This window comes from Rhodococcus sp. DK176 (assembly GCF_038447315.2).
GTDB classification, from domain to species: Bacteria; Actinomycetota; Actinomycetes; order Mycobacteriales; family Mycobacteriaceae; genus Rhodococcus_F; species Rhodococcus_F jostii_A.
Map to the genome: position 1 here is coordinate 64,269 of NZ_CP118323.2, position 20,911 is coordinate 85,179.

Here is a 20,911-nt window from a genome sequence, read left to right on the forward strand (position 1 = left end):
GCAACGAAGCTGTCGTACTCCAATCCTGCTGACGACCGCCGTTGGCGGTAGACCGAATGGGTCGGCGGTGTCGGACGGGTGCAGTAGGTTGTCGCAATGGTCAACGACAACCAGATCGCGCCAACAACGAAGTTCGAGCAGACGCTGCGGGCGTCGGCCCAGATGCCCGGGGTACGGATCGATAGGAAGGCGTTCCTCCGCAGTGAGTTGAAGCGGTTCTGCTCCGACGACCAGATTGGGCGCGCAATCGCCACGACCCCCGCCGAAGCGGGCGTGCCGCTGAGCGTGATCGACCAGATCGCTAACAGTGTGATTAATTACGAGACAGGCAAAGTGACGACAATCTCGGCTGTGGCGGGCATTCCCGGTGGATTCGTGGCGTTCGGCACGATCCCGGCCGATATCGCGCAGTACTATGGCCACCTCCTACGCGTCGTCCAGAAACTCGCCTACATCTACAGCTGGCCGGACCTGTTTGATGACGATGGGGACGGAATGGACGCCGCGACCGAGAGCATGCTCACACTATTCATCGGTGTCATGTTTGGGGTGAATGCGGCGCAGGCTGGCGTGGCGCAAGTGTCGGCGCTGATCGCGAAGCAGGTGGCGAAGAAACTCCCACAGCAAGCGCTGACCAAGGGCACGGTTTACCCGATAGTCAAGAAGGTCGCGACTGTCCTTGGCGTCCAGATGACCAAGCAGATCTTCGCCAAAAGCGCTGCCAAGATCGTTCCGCTGGTAGGGGCAGTCGTCTCGGGCAGTCTCACGTTCGCCACATTTTTGCCCATGTCCAAGCGGCTCCGGAAGCACCTCGCGAGTCTGCCGTTGACCAAGCCAAGCCATGTGAGCGACCCGCAGTCGTTCGGACGCACGCTCATCGCGGAGTAGTACACGTGGCGTGTCCCCTATGATGAGACGTGACAGTCGAGATCGACGCCCCGTTCCAGATGATCGACGAGGCCCAGGTCGATTACCTGTTGTCCGGCTTGCAGGGCTTCTCCCCGGCCATGGGTGCCAGTGAAATCGGAGGCACCGACATTGTGCTGACCGTGTCGCAGGAGACGTACACCTCGGCGATGCAGTTGGCCGTGAGAATGGTCGAAGAGTTGTTGCGCCGTGATGGGCCGATGCCGGGCCAGGTGGTGTCCGTGCTCGTGATGTCCACACAGGAGTTCGACCGCCGGTACGGGCTTGGTGCGGGGACTACATAGCCGACAAATGGTGATGGACAGCTCGGAGGTGGTGGCGTGCGAGATTCGCGAGTGATGGCAGCGCGGCTGAAGGTTGAGCTCGAGAAGAGCCTGGGTTGCCCGTCTGAGCAGTGGGTGCTGGACCTGGCTGCGACAGCGATCCGCCCCGACCGGCAGCCGAGGCCCTTCCTGCCGTCTCCAACAGTCGATAGAACATGACGGATGTCGTCGGAAGCGTTAGTCCAGGTCAAGGAACTGCCCAAACGCCGGCGCCCGGTAGCAGCGTGGTGGGGGTGCCCAGGTAGCCGGGCATGCCGCCCGCGTTGAAGGCGGCGATCACCGTGCCGGATCTGGTCTGGGCGACCCCCAGGGAAGGTCCGTAAAAGAGGTCCACAGCGCCGCTCGCTCCGGTCGATAGGTTGCGCCAGTGGACGACAAGATCGCAGGAGGGGTACGCGCCGCAGCGGAATCGAGTGATCCCCGGCTCGGCTGGGTCTGTCCGGACAGTGATGTACGTGCTGGACGGCGGGTTAGTCAATCCAGTCGATCCGTTGGTCATTCCCGCGAATGGGATCGCCAGGACCGTGTCGGTCGGGGCTGCGCTCACCGGCGGGGCGGCGAGCAGCAGTGCTGCGAGTGCAATCCGGCGAGAATAGTCAGGCTGTGGGGCATCAAAGCGGTTCGGAACATGGGTCCACCTCCTGCAAGGCGTCGAACCGAGCCTAGCTGCGGACGGATCCGCTGAGGGTGTCCGCGCGCAGAAAACACCTGTGCCGGGCGCGGACAGGTCCTCCGGTGCAGACCGAACGTGCACCTGCTCGGGGAGCCGATCGAGGATGACATTACTGGGAGCATCAGCGTCACGACACACCCGACCTTTTGTCGACTTTGTTAGGCGCAGCGATGCCGTACGGCATCGCTGCTGGTCAAGGAAAGCAAAAACCTTCTCCGGGGCTCTCGAGGTTTGGCTACCGTTCGCGGCCATGACGAACTTTCTCGCTCCCTTGGCATGGCGCCTGATGATTCTCGGTGCGATCGCCGCCGCAATAGGGTGCGTCTCGTCCACGGGTGTCATCGGCCGGATGAGGGTGAGCACTGAATGTCGACATTCACGGAATTGGTCTGGCGCAATTTGCGTGATTACTATGGGGCGCTTGACTATCCGGCGTGTATGACGCGTTTGCGAAGTAGGTCGAAGTTGGCTCGCCCGTACATCTGCCGTTTGAGCATCTTGATCCTGTTCACGTGCACCTCGACGGCGGCATGTCTAACCCGACGGGTTCGGGTGTGCAAACTGCCGATATCCACCGGGTTCGATTGAGGCTCTGCTGCCACGATTCGCCGCAGCGCATCAGGCGGCGATGTTTCAGCCGGATACGGGGCCAGGCTGATCCGACTCGAGGCGGTGGGTGTGCTGGAGTTCAGCGTTGATGCGTCGGGCCTCGGCGAGTTGATCTTCCAAGATGATGATGCGGCACGCGGAATCGAGCGCGGTGCCCTGGTCGACCAGTTCGCGGGCTCGGGCGGCGAGACGCAGCTGGTACCGGGAGTAGCGGCGGTGGCCGCCCTCCGAGCGCCCGGGGGTGAGCAGCTTCGCGGCGTCGAGGCTGCGCAGAAATGCCTGTGTCACGCCGAGGATCTCGGCGGCGTGACCCATGCTGTAGGCCGGGTAGTCCTCGTCGTCGAACTTCCCGGCCGGGTCACGGTCGGGCGAATCTTCCGGAATGGGGTGACACCTTTCCAACGGACAGGGCCCCCGGCGCCGTGAGGCACCGGGGGCCGGAGCGGGTTTCACTTCCTTGCTCACTGCACTTCTTCCGGCTGCCGGGCCTTCGTGCCGCCCGGCCGCCGGCCGGAAAGTGCCGGGGCCTTACACACTCACATCAACCCTTACCCGGCACATCCTGGTCTAGCGGTACTTCTCTGCGGGCAGTTCATCCTCTCCCGCACTAAGTGAACTCTTTCCTTGCGACGAGAGGAACTCTACAACGACAACACCTCAATGTCTACAGTGGCCACTAAAGAAATTCTGGAGTCGGTTGACCAGGGATTTCACCCGCGTCAGGGGCGAGTCTGCTCTGCCGACATCGCCGAGCCGTCGCTCGACGGATCGGCTTTCGGTGATCGAGGACGGGTGCTGGTGCGCCGGCCGTCCGAGCCGGCGCAGACCGGTCGGATCGTCGAGGACTACGCCGAGCTGACGGACACCGAGGAGCGCGGGCATGCCGGCGCGCCGGTGCATCGGTGGGCTGTCGCCCTCGACGACGGACGTCTGGTCTTCGCCGACACCGACGACCTGACCGCGGACCCGAGCACGCGAGAATCCGCCGGGTAGACCGACCCTGGCCGGTGGAAGGACCAGTCAGAGACCTTGCCTCCCGGGCGACTGATTGACTTGGGTTACTTCACTGCCACGCTGCCGGTGAAGAAGAACGGCGCCGTGCCGCCGAAGCAGAAGACGGTCGCGTTTCCCTTCGCGAAACCACTGAGCTTTCCCGCAGCCCCGGGTCCGAACGCACCGGTCTTGAAGTTGAAGCCCGAGTCGAATCCGAAGCAGGTCCAGTTCTCTCCGGCGGGTACCGTCACCACCACTTCACCGGTCGCCCCGGCGCTCAGCGCCGGTACGGCGGCGGCGGTACCGCCCGCGACGACCATCGCGGGCGCGATGACCGCCGACGCGATGGCGGTGCGTACCGCGATCTTTTTCTTCATGATGCTCACCTCATTCTGAGAGTCCCCGACTCTTGCAGCGAACGGGTGGCGAAAACAGCCCCACAGCACCTTTGGGCGCCGATTCGGGCACCCGTTCTTGTGAACACGTCAGGATTGCCCCGATAAACATCAGGTGAAACGACGGAACGGGTCGAATCTCGAGTATGCGGCAACCTCTCCGGCGACTGCTGACGGCGCCGGGCCGTCCGATTCTTCTGCTGGTCGGACGCGCGAGCGCCTACGACCCCGCGGATGCAGAAGCGCCCCACGGATGTACGCCATGGACAGCTCATCGAGGCCGAGCTCGTGCTCGCCGCGCAATAGGGTGGCACCGCGCTGACCATCCGACGCGTGGCGAGGTCGCGGGCGTCTCGCTCGGAGTGGTGCACTACCACGTCGAGGACAACGAAGAAATCCTCACCGAGATGGCGTAAAGCCTGATCGTCACCATCAGCGAGTCGATGTGCCCGGCGTTCACCCGCCTCCTCGGAACCGCGGAAATGCGCGGCAATCGAGGGACTTCGTGAACTCTTGCTTGCCGGAATCGGGGGCCGTGGTCGATCATCTACCGGACTACACCGACCTCCCACTCACATCGCCGACGGCGATGAACAGGAACGACTCTCACCAGATGGCCAACCCACATCGACTGACACCGATCCGGTCGTCGACCTGATCAAGGAGGAAACCGGTACCGAGCTGTCGGTCTCGACGTTCCGCGGGAATTTGCGCCCGCATGCACCTGACGGCCGGACCGCACTACGCCAGCGGAGCCTCGGCGCCGGGGGAGTGGCGGTGGGACACAGGCGCAGCAGGTGGGTACATGCCCTACGTGGATCCGGCTCGACAGATTTCATTGCTGCCGCACCTGTAGGTCGAGAGTGCTTCCGCAGCTTCATCGGCGGACGTCGGTCGTGGGTGACCGACGGAGCGGTACGGCGACCGGCGCTTGAGTTACATCACTGTGACGAAACTGAAGGGAGGTGTGGCGTGCGTTGGGATCGTCTGGTGAAAACCCAGTTCGCGCCATTGATGAGGTTCCCCAAAGGATTCCGGCGGCGGCTCCGCAACAGGGTGCTGTGCGCGAACCTGATCGTCGGAATTTGGCGTGACGCAATCCTAGCGAGCGAAGCTAGCATAGCTAGCAATGATGTGTTCGGTGACGGACCGAGCGGCGCCGACTGAGGTCTGTCCTGGTCGGTGCCGCGCCAGTGTTCGGGTGCATGAATGTCGTCAGGACCGGACTCCGGGGCTCTGCTTCGTCGGTGGGCTGTGCGATGCTGGTGCCACGGTTCGGATTCGGTGACGTCGCGAGGGTGACATGACTGTGCAGGTAATCCAATCCAGTGGACACAACGGGTGGGCGGTTCGGTGTGATCTGTGTGAGCACCGATTCGATGCCGCGGTCGCCGGACAAGCAGCGGCGGTGGCCTTCGCCCGCATCAATGGGTGGGTCGTCGGCGAGACCACCCGATGCCCGATGTGCGCGACCGCCCACATCGGCTGAGCGCCAGACATCCTGTGTGCGGTTCGGGGAACCGGTAAGTTCCGCCCCCAAGAATCGACAACAGTGGCTTGGGCATTCAGCTCGCCAAAGGCAGCCGGGCACCGTCACCGACGGGCATCGGACCCGAAGGTGGTGGGGAATGGGCTGGGACCGAGCGTGAGAGTGACTGACGTGGGGTGGAGTCCGACCTGAGGCCAACTGGTGGTGACGGTCAGTGATCCGGTGGTCGGGTAGGTGCCGATCCAGTACTGCGGCGTGGTTCGGTACGGCCCGGATCCCTCCAGGCCGGTATCGGGGACCGGGCGGAACGGATCGGCGAGCCCGCCCAGGTCGTCGGCAATGATGCGCACCGCCAGATAGGACCACTGCGCCGACCAGTCGTCGGGGTCGGTCAGGGGCCGGGTTTCGTAGCGCGCGAAGTCGGCGCGGACACCGGTGACGGACAGCGCGAACCGCAGCAGAAGCCCGGACGCGAACGCGGTCGCGGCGGACAGTTCGAGGGTGAGGTCGTTCTCAGCCGCGATCGGCATGCCCGCGTGCACGGTGATCCCTCCGGTGGGGGGCGGCGCGAGGGCCGGCCAGCGATGGCGGCGCATGCTTCATCGTCGCATCACTCGGCCCCGCGGTGTCTGTGAATCTGCTGAGAGTCCCTCCCCGCGAGAACGATTCGAGTATGAGACCTACAGTCCGGTAACCGAGATCAGGGTGCCGGCCCCCTCGGCAGTGTGCTGTCGTCGAAAGGGAGCTGTGGCTGCTCGGGGTTCACCGAGGCACGACCAACGCAGGACGGGGCACCCGCCGCCACCGGAACACACACGCCAGCGCGGGGCGGCGGTGATCAGGCCACTCTCGAGTCGCGCAAGTGTCGCGATATCGAGGGCCGTCTAGCGTTTGAACTGTCGGGTTCGTCGGTTCTGTGCAGCTGACTCCCCACCCTGACACAGGCTTGGGGAGGGCTCAGAGGTCCCACAGTCCCAGCAGCGCGGTCCGGAGGCTGGGGGAGCGGACGTAGTGGTCGGTCCGCAGCCGTGAACCAGGGTGCCCGAGATCGGTGAGCGCCTTCTCGGCATCGGTGAGGAGCAGGGGTGGCAGGTCGGTGCGGGTGCGCAGGAAGAACAACACCGCTCCGCCCGACCGCGGGATCCGCATCGGATCGGAGATCACCACGGCCGGCGGATAAATCCACTCGTCGTCCGCGGAGACGAAGACGATCACGTCGCCGCGCCGAACGGCGCTGGGTTTGTCGAGGCGGAGCGATTCGAGCTGGTACTTCACCGCCGGCCCACCGGCAGCGCTGTGCCGGCCCCGCTGGTGGTCGAGGACCTGTTGTTCGGTGTGGGTGGGTTCGTAGTCGACGGCGTGTTTGACGAACATCCGGGTCACCGGTGCGGGCAGGAAGTCTGTCTCGGTGCGGACGCGGCCGGTGACCCCGGGCAGCGGGACGGCACGGCCGATCTCCCATTCCCGGAGTGCGTCGTCGAGGAACACCTCATCGACCTCGGTGATCTCGTCGAGGCTGTCGATGAACTTCCGCACCGAGGCGATGATGTCGGGGTCGTCGGTGATGACCACAGCGTCGTCGGCGAGGGTGGAGTTTTCGGACGCGTTCGCCGACCCGATCACCGCTCGCCGGTTGGTGGCGATCACCTTGGCGTGCAGGGTCGGCGACGACAGCACCCGTACCCCCTTGTTCACGTAGTACGCGAGGGCGGCGGGGGAGGTGGCGTGCGCCCGGATAGCGGCTTTGGAGGCGTTGACAACCAGGAGGTCCCCGGCGCGCAGCGGCAGCAGCTCGGGTGCGTCCTGTCCGAGGTAGCCGATCGCGGCGTACCGGGCGCCTCGGGTGCGGATGGCGCGGGTGATGTGTGGCCACGGGCTCGGCCCGTGGAAGGTGGTCCCCATACCGACAGACGGTAACCGCCCGCCCGGCCCGGGTGGGCAATGGTCCCTGACCCCTGACCCCTGACCCCTGACCCCTGGCCGATGCCCGCTCCAGATCGGAGGCCGATGCTGTGCAGCAGCTCAGTAGAGTGACGTTTGCCCGGTTGGAGACGCGGGCAGCATGCACGCCGAATGTGTTGACGGTTTGGTCACCAGAGGATGCACGGTCGCGGTGGTACCCATCCGTGAGTGGGTCCGGGCGTGGCAGAGGGGTCACTAGGGCTCCTCTGTGGGGCCGAGTCGGGAAATCCGATCGGGGTTTGCGGACACCATCAACCCGGCCGCGCCGGGCGACCCCGCTGGACCGCGGTGCCGACGTCAGCACCACCCCGTCGCCAAGCCTGCTGGCGAGACCTGGGCTCTGGGGCGCCCGCGTCGCCGCGGAGCGTGCGGTGGGTGCGGTGGGTGCCGGGCGCAAACCAGTACCCTGTCTGTACCGAGAACATCGAGGAGTGGAATCTGTGGCACGCAAGGTCGTGGTGGAGCTGGTCGACGACATCGACGGGACCGAGTTCGGTGCGGACGGCGAGAGCATCGGCTACACATTCGATGGAGTCGAGTACCAGATCGATCTGAAAGACGAGCACGCCAAGGAGTTCCGCGAGACGCTCGAGTACTACATCGCCCACTCCACTCGCGTCGGCGGCCGCAAACACCGCTCGGACCGGGCGGTCAACCCCGGGGGCGCGAAGCGGCAGCCGGGTGAAATGAAGAAGATCCGCGCCTGGGCGATCGAGCAGGGCTACGAGCTCGCCTCCCGCGGCCGCATCCCAGGGGAGATCGTGCAAGCCTTCCGCGACGCTCACTGACATGCCTCGTCCGGCCCGGCGGTAACGAGGACGTTGTCGCGGTCGCAGGGGCGGTGAAACTCCCCGCCGCCGGCGCATCGAGAGTGACTTGACCTGACCGTCCGGCTGATGACGGGTCGCCCTTCGGCGTCGTGGGCTCTCGGATCCGAGTGCCGCCACCGGCCGGCTGCGCGCCCCCCGTCGGGGATGGCGCCATGTTCGAGGTGATGCACGCGATAGTGCCGGGGACCTGGGCCGATGGTCGAGGACGCCGAGTTCACCGCGCGCGGGTGGGCCGGAGCGGGATCGGAAACGCTACCCAACCCTACAGAAGCTACAAGAGACTAAAAACGCTGAAAGAAGCTCAAGGTGCTGGTTGCTTCCTGCTTCATGAGGAACCCCTTCACCCCTTCATCCCGTCGCCCGCCGCGCTCGGTCTGCCGAGGCATTCCTAGTATCCCGGTGGCGCCGTCGACCTCGGGCCGACTCTCACGCGGACGCGGGTCAACCCGGCAGAATGTATTGCGGCAGATCTCGCGACGGCCATCGAGGCGACCACCACAACCGTCGGCCCGGCGCTCTTACGCTGTGAACACCACGACACCAGCGAGAGAGGGATCATGAGTTACGAAGCGATCTACGACGGGGTCCGCTATCCGCTCGCCGATGCAGCCGCCGCCCACGGCCTCGAGGAAGCCATCAGGGGCATCTTCGAAGACAACGGCAACGGCGGATTCGTCGGCTTCGTCAGCCAGAATTCCACGGTGCGCCTCCTGATTACGCCGGCGACGCCGGTCGCGATTCGAGGCAGTGACGAGCCGAACCCGAGCACCGTCTACCACTGGTAGCCCCGCCCACAGCCGATACCTCCCCGAGCCGCGACGGTGTGTCCGTCCTCGCCGAGGACGCGATGTCAGCGAGACTTTCGGCAACGATCCACCGTCAGCAGAAGGAGGGTATGGCGGCCAGCCTCATATTTGGGCGGTGTCACCTACGACATCAGCCACACCAGATTCGAGGCCACCCGCGAGCTGCTCGCACGGTTCGCCGAGGGACACACCACAGGAGTGGCCATGTCCCTCACCCACGGCGGCGCTCGACACCACCTGTACATCACGCCCGGGGTGCCCATCACCCTGGTGGAATGACGAGTGCGGCCGGATTCGTCATTATCGCCAGGGCGCGCAGAGTCAGCACCTGGTTGTCGAGTCTGCACAGTGAGTGCACCGATCGGGAACGACGCCGAGACGCCGCAGTCGGTCTTCCCGCGGCGAGCCACCACATGTCGAGGTGTGTCCGGTGATGTCGCCACCAATGGTGCCACCGCCATCGGCCGCAACTGCCGCACCAAATTCTGCGCGCAAAGAACTGCGGTAAACGACGGATCAAACCGACATCAAAGTCTCAACGCTGCACGAAGAGCGCCTCCACGAACGCTGTGGCCGATGCGGTCTTCGCCGCCGTCTTCGTGGTCGCATCGGCAGTGGCGGTGTGGCCGGCGAGGCGCACGGTGGCCGTGAATCGGGGTGCGTGCGCGGGCCCGTCGGTGCAGAACTCCCACTCGGGCGGGGCCTGATTGTTGTTCTGGGCGAGACTCATCAGCCAGGCGATGGGGTTGGACAGTGCCTTGGACTTCTTCGCCCCGTCCAGGTTCAGGGCGGCCGGGGCGATCGTCCGGTGCGGTTCCGCGGAGAGGGCGGGACCGGAATCCTTGGGCTCCGGCCGGGGAGTCGTTGACTGCGGGGATGGCGCGGTGGCAGGCCAGTCCGGTTCCGTGTCGGGGTGGTCGGTGCCGGTCAGCTGCGCACGCACTGCCGCCCAGAGGGCGGCTTGTTCGGCCGGCTTCTTCGCGGCCGCAGTGGCCCAGGTTCCGCGGATGCCGAGGTGGGTGGCGCGGGCGGCGAAGAGCGGGTTGTGGTCGGCGCCGTTGCGCCGGATCTCGAGATCGGTGGACGGTTGGTCGGGATGGGATTGCCGCCACACCGACGCCACGCTGGGCCCCATCTCCGGATGGGTGTCGGCGAGGGTGTCCAGGACGCGGAGTTGGATCGGAAGCCAGGTGGGGTCGGCGGCGTCGATCAGGACCGCGACGTCCGGGGCGGTCAGCAGGTCGGCGTCGACACGGCGGGCGAGCTCGGAGGCGAGTTCGGTCGGAAGCGGCACGGCGGCTGCAGATTTGAGGACCTTGTGGAAGGTGCGGGCATCGAGCATGGTGAGATCGCGTGCGGCCTCTTGGGCGACGATGCGTTGGTCTACGTGTTTGAAGTGATTCTTCTTCGCCTCCCGGGCGGCGCGGGTGCGCCGGTTCAAATCGGCGCCGAGGGCGGCCAACTGATCCGGGGTGTAGGGGGTGGGGGAGTGGTCGAGGTGGGCGAAGATGATCCGCTGGTTGATCAGGTCGGCCACCCGGCGCAGCGGTGAGGTGACGTGGGTGTAGGCGCTGAGCCGTAATCCGTAGTGTCCGTGCTTAGCGACTGATCCGGAGTCAGCTGCCACTATTTTTGCAGGTCACGGTATCGCGAACATGCTCTCGACAGTCCTCGCAACCGGTTTCGAACAGCGAAACCATCGCCTTTGCGTTATGGGTTGTCGCCGAAGAGCTGCGTGACGTTGCGTTCCCTTTCGCGCTTCACGTTGGCCCGTGCGCCGTCGAGGGATCTCGTGAGTCTGGTTCGTTCCTTCTCCGACTCCGCCAGGCTTCGGGTGAGATTCCTGATCAGCTCGCGCAGTCGTGACATACCCTTCGGAATTCAGCTGAACCCGGCTCAACTCACCTGGGATCTTGGCGCGAGCACCGTTCGGATTGTCGTTGCGCCCCACCACGTGGATATGCGGGTATCGGTGTTGCCCGCAGGGATGATCCGCAACGAGATGAAGGTCGGTAAACCTCAGTCCGCAAAGGCCTCCGACCCGGATGCCGGTGTCGTGCAGCCAGGTCACGATCATGACATCGCGAGCGCTTCTCAGGATGCCCGGTTTCAAACAGGGCCTGCACAGTGGCGTCCGTAACTACCCGAGGTCTTCGCGAAGTTCGCTTCGGGGCTAGGGGATTCCTCTGTACGAAGGTGCCCCGTTGCGTGCGGGACGCTGGTGCGTTGAGCTTGCATACCAGGTCTTCGTTCACCGTGCCCGATTTGAGCAGCGACATGTAGAAAGCCTTCACGACAGTTGCCACGTTGCACGCGGACGAGGCACCAAGTGGTCGCTGATCAGCACGTCTCCACGGCACAAAGATCTCCGCGCCCTCGTTGGTGAGCGCATTCATGTACCGACGCAAGTCGTCAAAGGTTACCGACTTCGTCTGGATGCCGTTGATGTGCAACCAATTCAGGTGGTCTACCAGACTGAAGGCATAAGTCTGCTGGCTTGCAGTGCCATACGACGCCAGCACACGCATCGAGTCGTGATGGAGCTCCCCATCCGAACTAAAGATCCAGTAGGAGATTTGCCCACCCCGGTGGCGAACCTGCCGAACGCGTACCGCTGGCCATCGCTCTCCACGGGCGGCTCCTCATTTCCCGTACATCACATCTAGCACGTGTACGCGACACAGCAGTTGATGACACACCGCGAACGTCGAGAACACGCAACAGTCAGTCGCTAAGGCCGTGTACCGTCGGATCGTAGGTCGCGGCCCGCAGCGTCGAGAGCAGTCGTCCGCGAAGTTTCGCGAACAGGTCCGGGTCCCCGGCCGCGGCGGCGATCTCGTGCATCAGGTCGTCGGTGCTGCCGGCGACCGGGTTGGTGCGGTGGTTGCGGAAGAGGATCGGCAGTCCTTGCTCCACACACCAGAGGGCGACCGCCTCGTTGGTGGCGATCATCAGTTCCTGCACGATGACGTAGGCGACGGTCCGCAGTTCGGCGGCGATCGCCACGATGGCCCCGTCCTCATTGGCCGCCCAGCCGCGGGTGAGGTCGTAGAACGCCAGCGCCCCGCCGTCGCGGCGGGCGCCGAGCAGGACCTGTGCGGCAGCATCCGCCGCGGCCAACTGGGGGTGCAAAGGATGCTGCGGGTCGGTCAGGATGGCGGGCACCTCGGTGTGATCGACCGCCACACACCGGCCCGACGGAATCTCTCCGCGGGCGACGGTGACATCGACCAGCCGACCATCGGGGGTGATAGTGCCGTTAACCTGCAGACTGGTGCGCCGGGTTTCGGAGGTCAGGGTGGCAGCCTGCTCGGCCGTCTCGCCGAGCATCGGAATGGTGCGGCTGCGCAGATACCGGGTCTCCGCACGCAGGAACGCCTGCTCGTCGGCGACCGACCCCAGTTGTACGACGTCGGCGACGCCGGCGATATGAACTTCGATCGCCCACCCGCGGCTGCCGGGGAGGGGGAGGACGGAGAACGCGTCGTCTCGGTCCCGCGCAGACGCCGAGTCGATCATCAGCAGCGTCGACACGTCGGTGACTGTCGAAGATCTCATGGTCGCCGCCCCCCTTGGTTCTACAGGCCACCGACGATAACCAATTTCACCAGCGCGCGTCAGCGACGCGCCACTGGATCATCACTTGCGAGTCATTAAACCGGTGTCAGGTACGGTTTGTTCACGCGGTGACAGCCGACAAAACGGACATGTCTCGGTGTCGCGGGCCCGCGTATTGACCCATCCGGGTGGCGTGCCGCACCGAATCACGCAGTGTGCGTCCTGCGGCAGCGCTACGGCTCGAGAAGGTGAGATCGCGATGACTTCTGTTCCTGACCCCACGCCCGACTCCGTCGGGGAAACGGAACAGCGGCCGACGCTGACACCGCGCGAGCTGGAGATCCTCCGCCTCTGGCTGCGTAGTGAGTCGAAGACTGTTGCCGCAACAGACCTCGGAATCAGCCTGGGCACGATCAACACCCACCTGATCCGGATCCGAGCGAAGTACGCTGCCGCCGGGCGCCCCGTCGCCGACAAGTCCGGCCTGTTGATCCGGGCACTGCAGGACGGGCTGGTGTCCCTCGCCGAGCTCTGACACGGCTGATCCCTGCACGCCCCAACGGGGCAGAGCGCAACACCCGCATGTGGATCGACATCGATTGGTGACCGATCATCGATCCCTCGACGTCCGAAACAGCCATGGAGATGGAAGAATCAATTCCATGGGGATGGAAGAATCAATTCGCGCCCATCAAGTGGGCCAGGTCGGGCATTCCGGTGGACTCTGATAGTCACGCTGCCGTCTCCGGTGGCGATCGGACCGACGACCTCCTCACCAGGGCGGTGGCCGAGGCACTCGCGGCGGGTATGTCGTGGGCGCAGATCGCCGCGCAGCTCGGCGCACCACCCCCAGTCGCCCGCGGCGACGCCGCCGTGACCGATCATGACTGGCAGGAAGCGATAGTCGCCCACGAGAATGCCCGGTCAGCACGGCTCAACGACCAGAGCGTGCCCCGGCAATCCGATAGACCCTGACGACCCGAGTGCCTGCTAACGCCAGCAGATCCGCACGACGAACAGGTGGAACTTCGTTGTCCGCGGTCGTCGCGACGCGGCCGCCCGAGCTCTGCTGAGAGTTCCCGGCCACGGCCCCACGACACCGTGAACAGTCGTCAGGTCGTCCCTTTTTGGATCGGTGCCCACCACGCCATAGGTCAGAATCCTGATGATGAGCTCCCGGGAAACGGGTTGACGGTGTCAGCGTCCCAGATGATTACCTGGTCGGGGTCGTTGGGCGTAATTCAGCGGTCGGTGAAGGCATCGACACACATCCCGTGACGAACCGAGGTACGTCGTCATGAGGTCGATTTCGGTCGCCACGCACCATGCGTGATCATCGAGCCACCATAGGCGCGGACGAACAGTTGATGGTCGCCCCATAGTGCTATCAGTTCCTTGTGGACGCAGTCATGTCAGAACGGGCGTTGGCAGAATCTCTAGAGTTGGATTTCGCCGTCGACGCAGACCACGCCACGATGAGCCTCGTCGGTAGGGTGGCCCGATCGAATCGCGATGCGCAGCATCCTGGCACGGTTGGACGACCTCGGGTTCAGGATGTCGGAGATGCGTCGAATACCTGATCGGCGAAGCCTGGACATCCGGCACAGACACCGCGCCGTCGCCGCGCCGAGTGACCATCATTCGTTCCCGCGACACCTTGCGATCCCGTGGATGTCAAGACGATTGGATAGCCGACCACGTACACGACTCGTCGGGGTAGATGGTCGTCTTATGCTCCCACGGATGTAGCGACAGTATCTGTACTGCTGACGGTATCTGTACTGCTATGGAATCTAACGTCGCCGTGACGTGGTTGTGAATCGGTCTCAGCCCTGTTGGCTGCCTGCGAGATCGCTGCCCAGGCAACGAGGGCGGGCAGCCAATAGTCAGGTTGCTCGAAGAAGGCCGACGTTAATGCGAATCCCATCACCGTTACTAGAACACCGGCTGCAAGTCCATTTTCCTGTCGGATCATCGAGAGGAACGCCACGATTATGACGCCCGCCACAATGAGAGCGACTGCAATTGCGAGCATGATTCCGCCCTGGAACCACGCTCGCAGGAAGATATTGTGGGTGACAGTCACACCATCGAACGTGACGCCATGTTCGGCAGCCAAGCCGTTTCCGACGAAAGGGTGCTCTTTGATGGCAGTCCAGGCAAACGAGTATGTTCGTTCACGAATCGCCCACGTACTTTCAGCGGCCGTTTGCCCCGTAACCTGCATGTAGCGATCGGCCGGGGTGCGTACGCTATCGGCAAAATCAGTAAACGTCAGCACGAGCCACGACACCACAGCGATGCCCGCGATAATTTTGATTAGGTGCTTGATATTGTCTCGCATGCAAATTGCCGCAATAAGGATTCCTAGTGCCCCAGCGAACAGCGAACTGAGACTTCCAGTGGCAAGGAGCCCTCCCAAGTTCACGAGTGCGAACACGGTGACTATGAGTCGACGGCGGCGTATGTGCACGAGGAGGTGAACACAAATCAGGATCGCCAGACAGGACAGCATGCCAAGCACGTTCGGATGCGCCGCCAGGCCGGGAGCGCGCCCTTGGGTTGTACTGAAACCGGCGACGGATGATCCCGCGACCTGCGCAATACCCGCCAGGGAAGAAATTGTCTGCCCGATGAGGAACGCGATCGTGACCGACCGAAGGAAATTTGAGTCATCACGTACGTTCGCGGTAAGCGCAAATACTCCGAGACCAAGCAAGATGAAGAGCTGCGCCCCGGTGAAGAGGTTCTCAGTTACGGTGCCTTCAACAGTTGCGGTGACGACCGCAATCAGTGCACCGTATCCCGCAACGCACCAAACGACTGGATAGAGCGGCCGCCCGACCTTGCCGAGAGCAAAGGACAGCACAATCAGTCCCAGAGCGGTGGCGAACCAGACGATCTTTAGCGAGCCCAGGATCCGGTAGGCCGGCAAGAGGAGCGCGATACATGTCCATATGGCGGTAATGAATGTCCAACGGCGCGGTCCCACAAGTGGCTTCGGCATAATCCGATCAGCTGACCTCATATCGAGTATGACTCCTGACTACCGGGAGGGTTGCTCGACCGCCTGTCGACCGCCGCAACACTGGTTGACTCGGGGGCTCCACGCAGAAGTGACCCGGTGATGCGATTGACCAACCACATCGCCGGCGCGGAGAAGAATGGCAGGTATACGAACAGGTAGCTGTCGAACTCGATCCCTAAGGTCAAATAGACCCCGAGGTGGAACACCAGGATTATGGCGATCCCGATTCTGAAAAGCACAGGGAACAAGACGAGCACGATTAACCAGCCTTCGGCGACAATCGTGGCATAGTCCAGCAGCTTCCAGAACCATTCGGAATCGATCTGGAACACCCGACTCGTGAGTGGACCTACCTTCGTAGGGTCAACGATGTCCCGGGCTACGAACCCGCGGGTAGCTTCGCGAGATGGGTCGAGCCACCCAGAAATAGCTTTAGGTAAAGCGGCGGTGAAAAGGGCGAATGCGACCGTCATAGCCCACATCAGTATCGGGAGCCCTCGACTGATTGGACGTGCGCGGTGGGAATTCTTCGCGCGATGAGCGTCAAGCGACAAGGCGGCGCCCCAACCAGCAGCTGCCATTGCGAACGGCAAAATCTCGAAAAGAATGAAGTGGTCAACCTTGCCGAACGAGTTGGCAATTCCCGAGCCTGTAACCAGGACAATGGCCATGGCGAAGGAAACTCCGACAGTCCGGTATCCGATGAGAAGGGCCACCGCCAGAACGAGTCGGGTGATTTCGAGTCCCAGCAGAAAGGCCGGGGCCGGCGCGTGATCGAGCCAAGAAAAGGGCCCGGGTGCGGGCTGGAAGAATGCCGCAGGTACTTTTCCTGCCCACTCGTAGTCAACAGGACGAGCGATCACATACAACGCGAACAGGATTCGGACAACGCCGAGGTAAGTTGGCCCAGCACGGTACGCGTCGGATAGTCGGTCGACGCACTCGATCAGCTGGGTCGCGCTCTTGCCTCCGATGATGTTCATAGCGTCACCATCGCTATCTCGCATTCATCGGGTGTTGTGACGCTAGCATCGCCAATGTCGATGATGGCCTTCCGCCAGCAGAACTCAACTTCGTGGGCGGGGCGACCACCCAGGTCTGTCGTGCGGGTAATAAGCCAATCGACAACCTCAGGATCGGTTGACCGCGGGTTCGGCTCGCCGCTCCGGCTTGGCCGGAATGCGTAATCCAACGAAGCGCGCGCCGAGGAGTAGCGGGCATCGCTGGCGAGATCTGCTGGACCTGGATGAAGCTCCCTCCCGTCCTCAAATCGGACGGTGATCTCAAGGCCGCTCCCGGCGAATTGTCCATCACGTGTAGGCGCATCGCCGAATCCGGGCATCCGAATAGTCGGATATGGCTCTGGACGAGTCACGAACGAGTACAGGCCCTGGCCGAGCAGGAAGGCGCCGAAGGCGACAACGGCGATCGCCTGTCGTCGTTTGCGTCGAGCGTCGTCCCGCTTCGCTACTGCGGGATCCGGCATGCCGTTGTCCCTCCGGGCATCTTGTGACGATTCTTCGCGATTACCTTGTAGACCGCTGCCGCCAATGGGCGGACTGCCGGGAAGAGCGTGAAGTGCCCTAGCACCTTGCATGGGCCGCCGCGGGCGATTAACGCGTGGCCTATGGCGTCGGAACCGCTCGCCACGAGGAAGCCGTTCTCGCACCAGTGGGCGGCTTCGCTTACCATCACTTCGTTCAATCCAAGTACGGCGAGGTCGTCAACGAACTGTCCCGCCTGCAGGTCGAATGCTTCACTACGTTGTAGCCACGACGCGGACCGTGTACAGAAGCCACAGTCCGCGTCGAAGATTAGTGTGCCCATTGGGGGAGCATATGTGAGACTCCCGGAGGAGTCGCGCTGGGAGTGAGTGAGGGACACCCCCATAGCTGGAAGTTCACCCGCTACCCACCCCGAGACTGGCAATCACCCGGCCACGCGATCGTTCTGGGCCGCCCTGAACCCCCAGACCGAGACCCCGAATGCAACAACGGATAGGAGGTCCGAGACCGTCACCCCACGCGTCTGGCTGACCTCTAACAGCACTTGACCCTCAAGCTTCCCATTGCCGACGAGCCAAAGTAGCGCCGCGATCGCGGTGGCAGTTGCAGAAAGTCGCGTAGGCCGTGAGAGGCACCATGTTGCAGTCGCGAAAAGCACATTCATGCACACGAGTGAGTAGAAGAATTGCGAGAGCATTAGACCATCCTGCCGTGACCCGGACAGAAGCGCTCAACCGACCACGATTGCGTATCGGTTATCTGTCCGGGCGCGGCTGTGGGACGGGGGCAATGTCGGGGGCGATCTCGTTGATTCGGTCGGTGAGGACATTCTGTCCCGCGTCTGTGGGATGGACGCGGTCGGCTTGCAAGAGCGCTGGGTCAGACAACCAGTTCGCGGACAAGGCATCTACGAAAGTGAACCCAGCAGACTCCGTGGCACGGCGTGTCGCATCATTCGCGGCCCTTGCTCCTCCGGTTGGCGGCGATGAATCCCATATCGGGCCGATGACGAGGACTACCGCTTTCGGTGCTTTCGTCTTTAATTCTGTGAACAATGCAGTCGCCGCAGCCTCAACTTGACTAGGGGGGCTGTTTTCGTCGTTGCGACTACCCGCCACCACGACTACGTCCGGCCTTTGAGACAGCAAATACCCAAAGCGGTTTGGGAACGCCATCTCTCTTCCAGCTACGTACCCGGTGCCGTCGACGCTTATGTTGTGCAGGTACCAGCCGCGCCTTTCGCTCAGTAGTTCCGGCCATGCAACAGAGTCCGCGGCGCCAGCGGAGTACGAATCCCCAATAACTGCGAGACGTGCAGGCCGCGGCGGCGGTGGCTGTGGAACGTAGGTGCTCGTGTAGTCCGGAGGGGGGCGGTTGGCCGAGTACACGCTGGCGGCGCCCACTAACAGAACTGCAGCGAAGATTCCGACGATGCTGCTGAGTACCCACACGTTACGCGATCGAAGGTTCATGACCGGCATTCTCCTGCACAGCCCGGCCTGCGCAAATCCGAGGATGGAATGACCCGAAGACATTCTGAGTCAGCGGCTGCAGTTGAGGATCGCTGCCGGAATTGCCAATGAAGATGGATGTGCTGTCACATCCTGTACTGTTCCCGCCACCAGGGTAGGTTGGATCGAAGACCATCGGTAGACCTTCCCCACCGAACCGCTTGGCTGTGCGACCCTGACGAGGTGGAGGCTGGGAGCAGTGTCATTCCATCCGCCCTCTCCTAATTGCTCAGAATCCCCCCGCTGAGGTCGCGGAAACCCGCGATCCGCTATATCTGCCAGCCGGTTCCCATCCGCGGATAGGTAGGACGAACCCACGCTCTACGTCGGAAGAAGGTTTCTGCGCCGGCAATCGGATGGGTCCGCCCACACGGGCCGATCATAAATGGAGAACTCGATTGCTGGCCAGTCAAATGGGCCGTGTATATCCTCCGAATGACAAGGGTGTGAACCGCTTCCACCCAGAGTTGCTCAGCATGTCCGTCGCGTCTCTCGGGACGAAGGGGCTTTCGGTGCCAACAACCCCCATGGGTAGGCGTTCCAGTACGAGGAACAGGAGAATGCTCCCCAAGTAGGAGGAACAGGAGACAGGGATGAAGATGACTTTGGTCGTGGTTCTTGCCGCGCTCGCGGTGACGCTCGGTGTCGCCCCGGTGGCGCAGGCGGGACCGACCGTCCATGTCGGGCCTGGTACCGCGTACACCCCGTTTCCAGACGATGAAGGGTACTGCACGATCGGCGCGGTCGGAACCGACAACGCGGGCCGTTTGGTTGCGCTGACTGTCGGTCATTGCCACCAGGTCGCGGGAAAAGCCGTCTATAAGGTTGGTGACGCTGCCAACGGGCCGATCGGGTGGGAGACCGACGTGTACTCGCGCAACACGGACGGTACGTTCACGGCGCTCGATTATGCGGTGATCCGGCTGAACCCGGATGTTGTTGTGCCGAGCAAGTACAGCGACACCACTGACGTCGTCGTTTCGACTGTCGGCGATGCCTCGCTGTCAAACATGGGGTGCAACCACGGGGCGACCACCGGCAAGAATTGCGGGATCATCGGCAAGATAGACGGTATTCACCTCCAGAACTGGGCGGTGATGTGGCAAGGCGATTCAGGTGGACCGATCGTGGTGGGGGAGAAGCTCGTCGGTCTCAACATCGGCATGGACTTCGGAACCCAGCCGACGACGTTCTATGGGGCGATCACGCCGATTCTGGCGGATATTAATGCAAAAGGCAGAGAGGGTGCTGGGTTCACTTTGGTGCAGTAGCCGCATGGTTCCACCACACGCCCTCGGGTTGTGCCCTGCAGTTGCCTCCATGAAGCGCTACCTGTGGTGAGGGTTCGAATGTTCGGCGAGGCTCCACCAATCGACCATCCTGTGCTTCCTGTGTGTATGTGTACCGATCCCACCTCATAGCCGTCGATCTGACCGCGGGGGTTGTGGACTTCGTCGTGCGCGATTGCCGGTCGTCGAATGAGCTTTTGAGGCTGGCCTATTCGCAGAAAAGGTCCCGGATCGGGAAGTGCTGAGTTGAGGTATTGCTTCGTCGTCTCGGAAGCGGCGGAAAGTTGTTAGTTCGATGGAACGAGCTACGGCGGATCCGGATTGTGGTCACTTTTCCGGGATCTGGTTATCTTTTCGGCAACTCGTTGTATTGGGCTGACCTACTGCGGGATTGGTGTGAATAGCCGAAACAGCAAATCGAATGTGATCAGCCGTCATGCCTGCATCGCGAAGGTAGGGGTCGGATCGCGAGCGAAACAACGTGCCCGCGGCTCCTCTGCTGTTGCAAAGTCTTTCAATTCGTGTAGAAAGAACGAGTGCCCGGCAGGGGTACAGATCGAGATTCTGACACCATCGCCTCGGCAGGAGTGAAATATGTCTGTAGATTTCGCCAGCATCACGGAATTGATCAACTTCTTTGCTTCGTTCCTGACCTTCGGCTCGGAGGGTGGATCCACCGGAGTGTAAGTCCGCCACCGATCTGAACTGGGGCACACAGGAACACTGTGTGCCCCAGTTTTCATGCGATGGCATTCGGTGTCGGGCACCCCGTCTGGTCATCAGATTTGTGGCCCGATCCGTGGAGGAGTGATTCACCGCGTGGGCGCGGATTGGTGGACGGAGTGGCCGAGGTTCTTTGCGTGACAGGGGCTACGCGGCGGTCTGGTCGGGGGGCCCGCCAGTCCGGCCCTTGCGCCGGTAGGGCAACTTTTCACGCCGATCTTTCTGCCGGACTGCTCTCCCGATCAGTATTGCGAGTGGTATCGACAACACCACCCACGTAATGACGATCC

At 63.0% G+C, this 20,911-nt stretch carries 20 protein-coding genes and 2 pseudogenes; 10 read left to right on the forward strand and 12 right to left on the reverse strand.

Annotated features, from left to right (window positions below; all coding sequences use genetic code 11):
- Positions 1-96: 96 nt before the first annotated feature.
- Both PSR88_RS39085 and PSR88_RS39090 read left to right on the forward strand, forming a co-directional pair.
- Positions 97-888: a membrane protein gene (locus PSR88_RS39085; protein WP_016881299.1), complete on the forward strand. Its 792-nt coding sequence runs from the start codon at positions 97-99 to the stop codon at positions 886-888.
- 29 nt (positions 889-917) lie between these two features.
- A complete protein-coding gene (locus PSR88_RS39090) occupies positions 918-1,211 on the forward strand; it encodes a hypothetical protein (RefSeq protein ID WP_016881300.1) in 294 nt (97 codons plus the stop codon).
- Positions 1,212-1,437: 226 nt separating this feature from the next.
- On the opposite strand, the gene PSR88_RS39095 is transcribed toward PSR88_RS39090, so the two are convergent.
- Positions 1,438-1,584: a hypothetical protein gene (locus PSR88_RS39095; RefSeq protein ID WP_020476760.1), complete on the reverse strand. Its 147-nt coding sequence runs from the start codon at positions 1,582-1,584 to the stop codon at positions 1,438-1,440.
- Between the two features lie 972 nt (positions 1,585-2,556).
- Entirely contained in the window at positions 2,557-2,997 is a 441-nt protein-coding gene (locus PSR88_RS39100; RefSeq protein ID WP_237723943.1) for a MerR family transcriptional regulator, read from the reverse strand.
- A 204-nt stretch (positions 2,998-3,201) separates the two neighbouring features.
- Here PSR88_RS39100 and PSR88_RS39105 point away from each other — a divergent pair, with 204 nt between their 5' ends.
- Positions 3,202-3,525, forward strand: a complete 324-nt coding sequence (locus tag PSR88_RS39105) for a hypothetical protein (RefSeq protein ID WP_016881302.1) — start codon at positions 3,202-3,204, stop codon at positions 3,523-3,525.
- A gap of 65 nt (positions 3,526-3,590) precedes the next feature.
- On the opposite strand, the gene PSR88_RS39110 is transcribed toward PSR88_RS39105, so the two are convergent.
- Complete coding sequence (locus PSR88_RS39110) at positions 3,591-3,902, reverse strand: hypothetical protein (RefSeq protein ID WP_016881303.1); 312 nt, start codon at positions 3,900-3,902, stop codon at positions 3,591-3,593.
- Positions 3,903-5,223: 1,321 nt separating this feature from the next.
- Between PSR88_RS39110 and PSR88_RS39115 the strand changes: the two genes are divergently transcribed.
- The gene (locus PSR88_RS39115; protein ID WP_037196419.1) at positions 5,224-5,409 is read left to right on the forward strand and encodes a hypothetical protein; all 186 of its coding nucleotides are present in this window, start codon (positions 5,224-5,226) and stop codon (positions 5,407-5,409) included.
- 104 nt (positions 5,410-5,513) lie between these two features.
- Here the strand turns inward: PSR88_RS39115 and PSR88_RS39120 are convergent, their stop codons facing one another.
- Positions 5,514-6,005 (reverse strand): hypothetical protein, encoded by a 492-nt coding sequence (locus PSR88_RS39120; RefSeq protein ID WP_016881307.1) that lies wholly within the window; start codon positions 6,003-6,005, stop codon positions 5,514-5,516.
- Between the two features lie 361 nt (positions 6,006-6,366).
- Positions 6,367-7,311 (reverse strand): phospholipase D family protein, encoded by a 945-nt coding sequence (locus PSR88_RS39125; protein ID WP_016881308.1) that lies wholly within the window; start codon positions 7,309-7,311, stop codon positions 6,367-6,369.
- 500 nt (positions 7,312-7,811) lie between these two features.
- Here PSR88_RS39125 and PSR88_RS39130 point away from each other — a divergent pair, with 500 nt between their 5' ends.
- From PSR88_RS39130 to PSR88_RS39140, 3 genes are all read left to right on the forward strand, one after another.
- The gene (locus PSR88_RS39130) at positions 7,812-8,159 is read left to right on the forward strand and encodes a histone-like nucleoid-structuring protein Lsr2 (protein ID WP_016881309.1); all 348 of its coding nucleotides are present in this window, start codon (positions 7,812-7,814) and stop codon (positions 8,157-8,159) included.
- A gap of 599 nt (positions 8,160-8,758) precedes the next feature.
- Positions 8,759-8,986: a hypothetical protein gene (locus PSR88_RS39135; RefSeq protein WP_016881310.1), complete on the forward strand. Its 228-nt coding sequence runs from the start codon at positions 8,759-8,761 to the stop codon at positions 8,984-8,986.
- A gap of 129 nt (positions 8,987-9,115) precedes the next feature.
- Positions 9,116-9,286: a hypothetical protein gene (locus PSR88_RS39140; protein WP_016881311.1), complete on the forward strand. Its 171-nt coding sequence runs from the start codon at positions 9,116-9,118 to the stop codon at positions 9,284-9,286.
- Between the two features lie 256 nt (positions 9,287-9,542).
- Here PSR88_RS39140 and PSR88_RS39145 read toward each other — a convergent pair.
- Together PSR88_RS39145 and PSR88_RS39150 are read right to left on the reverse strand one after the other, a co-directional pair.
- Positions 9,543-10,604: pseudogene (locus PSR88_RS39145) on the reverse strand (RNB domain-containing ribonuclease); the annotation flags it as partial.
- Positions 10,605-11,743: 1,139 nt separating this feature from the next.
- Positions 11,744-12,565, reverse strand: a pseudogene (locus PSR88_RS39150) (RNB domain-containing ribonuclease); the annotation flags it as partial.
- Between the two features lie 259 nt (positions 12,566-12,824).
- Between PSR88_RS39150 and PSR88_RS39155 the strand changes: the two are divergent.
- Both PSR88_RS39155 and PSR88_RS39160 read left to right on the forward strand, forming a co-directional pair.
- Positions 12,825-13,100, forward strand: a complete 276-nt coding sequence (locus PSR88_RS39155; RefSeq protein WP_029538555.1) for a response regulator transcription factor — start codon at positions 12,825-12,827, stop codon at positions 13,098-13,100.
- Between the two features lie 182 nt (positions 13,101-13,282).
- Entirely contained in the window at positions 13,283-13,540 is a 258-nt protein-coding gene (locus tag PSR88_RS39160; RefSeq protein ID WP_037196438.1) for a hypothetical protein, read from the forward strand.
- A gap of 754 nt (positions 13,541-14,294) precedes the next feature.
- On the opposite strand, the gene PSR88_RS39165 is transcribed toward PSR88_RS39160, so the two are convergent.
- The 5 genes from PSR88_RS39165 to PSR88_RS39185 all read right to left on the reverse strand — a co-directional run bounded on the left by PSR88_RS39165 (position 14,295) and on the right by PSR88_RS39185 (position 18,633).
- Positions 14,295-15,500 (reverse strand): O-antigen ligase family protein, encoded by a 1,206-nt coding sequence (locus tag PSR88_RS39165; RefSeq protein ID WP_157180097.1) that lies wholly within the window; start codon positions 15,498-15,500, stop codon positions 14,295-14,297.
- Positions 15,501-15,589: 89 nt separating this feature from the next.
- Positions 15,590-16,576, reverse strand: a complete 987-nt coding sequence (locus PSR88_RS39170) for an HTTM domain-containing protein (RefSeq protein ID WP_157180098.1) — start codon at positions 16,574-16,576, stop codon at positions 15,590-15,592.
- Positions 16,573-17,079 carry a hypothetical protein gene (locus PSR88_RS39175; protein ID WP_157180099.1) on the reverse strand — a complete coding sequence of 169 codons (507 nt, stop codon included), beginning with the start codon at positions 17,077-17,079 and terminating at the stop codon, positions 16,573-16,575. Before PSR88_RS39175 ends, PSR88_RS39170 begins: the two co-directional genes overlap by 4 nt.
- Positions 17,061-17,420, reverse strand: coding sequence for a thiol-disulfide oxidoreductase DCC family protein (locus tag PSR88_RS39180; protein ID WP_157180100.1), 360 nt, complete (start codon positions 17,418-17,420; stop codon positions 17,061-17,063). The genes PSR88_RS39175 and PSR88_RS39180 overlap by 19 nt, the downstream gene beginning before the upstream one ends.
- Before the next feature lie 433 nt (positions 17,421-17,853).
- Entirely contained in the window at positions 17,854-18,633 is a 780-nt protein-coding gene (locus PSR88_RS39185) for an SGNH/GDSL hydrolase family protein (RefSeq protein ID WP_083853044.1), read from the reverse strand.
- A 569-nt stretch (positions 18,634-19,202) separates the two neighbouring features.
- On the opposite strand from PSR88_RS39185, the gene PSR88_RS39190 reads away from it, so the two are divergent.
- The gene (locus PSR88_RS39190) at positions 19,203-19,880 is read left to right on the forward strand and encodes a hypothetical protein (protein WP_016881317.1); all 678 of its coding nucleotides are present in this window, start codon (positions 19,203-19,205) and stop codon (positions 19,878-19,880) included.
- Positions 19,881-20,911 lie beyond the last annotated feature (1,031 nt).

What these genes read in the sequence shown, in the direction of transcription:
- PSR88_RS39085 (WP_016881299.1), top strand. Translation starts at nt 97, where the DNA reads ATGGTCAACGACAACCAGATCGCGCCAACAACGAAGTTCGAGCAGACG.
- PSR88_RS39190 (WP_016881317.1), top strand. Translation starts at nt 19,203, where the DNA reads ATGAAGATGACTTTGGTCGTGGTTCTTGCCGCGCTCGCGGTGACGCTC.
- PSR88_RS39115 (WP_037196419.1), top strand. Translation starts at nt 5,224, where the DNA reads ATGACTGTGCAGGTAATCCAATCCAGTGGACACAACGGGTGGGCGGTT.
- PSR88_RS39120 (WP_016881307.1), bottom strand. Translation starts at nt 6,005, where the DNA reads ATGCGCCGCCATCGCTGGCCGGCCCTCGCGCCGCCCCCCACCGGAGGG.
- PSR88_RS39110 (WP_016881303.1), bottom strand. Translation starts at nt 3,902, where the DNA reads ATGAAGAAAAAGATCGCGGTACGCACCGCCATCGCGTCGGCGGTCATC.
- PSR88_RS39135 (WP_016881310.1), top strand. Translation starts at nt 8,759, where the DNA reads ATGAGTTACGAAGCGATCTACGACGGGGTCCGCTATCCGCTCGCCGAT.
- PSR88_RS39180 (WP_157180100.1), bottom strand. Translation starts at nt 17,420, where the DNA reads ATGGGCACACTAATCTTCGACGCGGACTGTGGCTTCTGTACACGGTCC.
- PSR88_RS39125 (WP_016881308.1), bottom strand. Translation starts at nt 7,311, where the DNA reads ATGGGGACCACCTTCCACGGGCCGAGCCCGTGGCCACACATCACCCGC.
- PSR88_RS39155 (WP_029538555.1), top strand. Translation starts at nt 12,825, where the DNA reads ATGACTTCTGTTCCTGACCCCACGCCCGACTCCGTCGGGGAAACGGAA.
- PSR88_RS39185 (WP_083853044.1), bottom strand. Translation starts at nt 18,633, where the DNA reads ATGTCTTCGGGTCATTCCATCCTCGGATTTGCGCAGGCCGGGCTGTGC.
- PSR88_RS39170 (WP_157180098.1), bottom strand. Translation starts at nt 16,576, where the DNA reads ATGAACATCATCGGAGGCAAGAGCGCGACCCAGCTGATCGAGTGCGTC.
- PSR88_RS39175 (WP_157180099.1), bottom strand. Translation starts at nt 17,079, where the DNA reads ATGCCGGATCCCGCAGTAGCGAAGCGGGACGACGCTCGACGCAAACGA.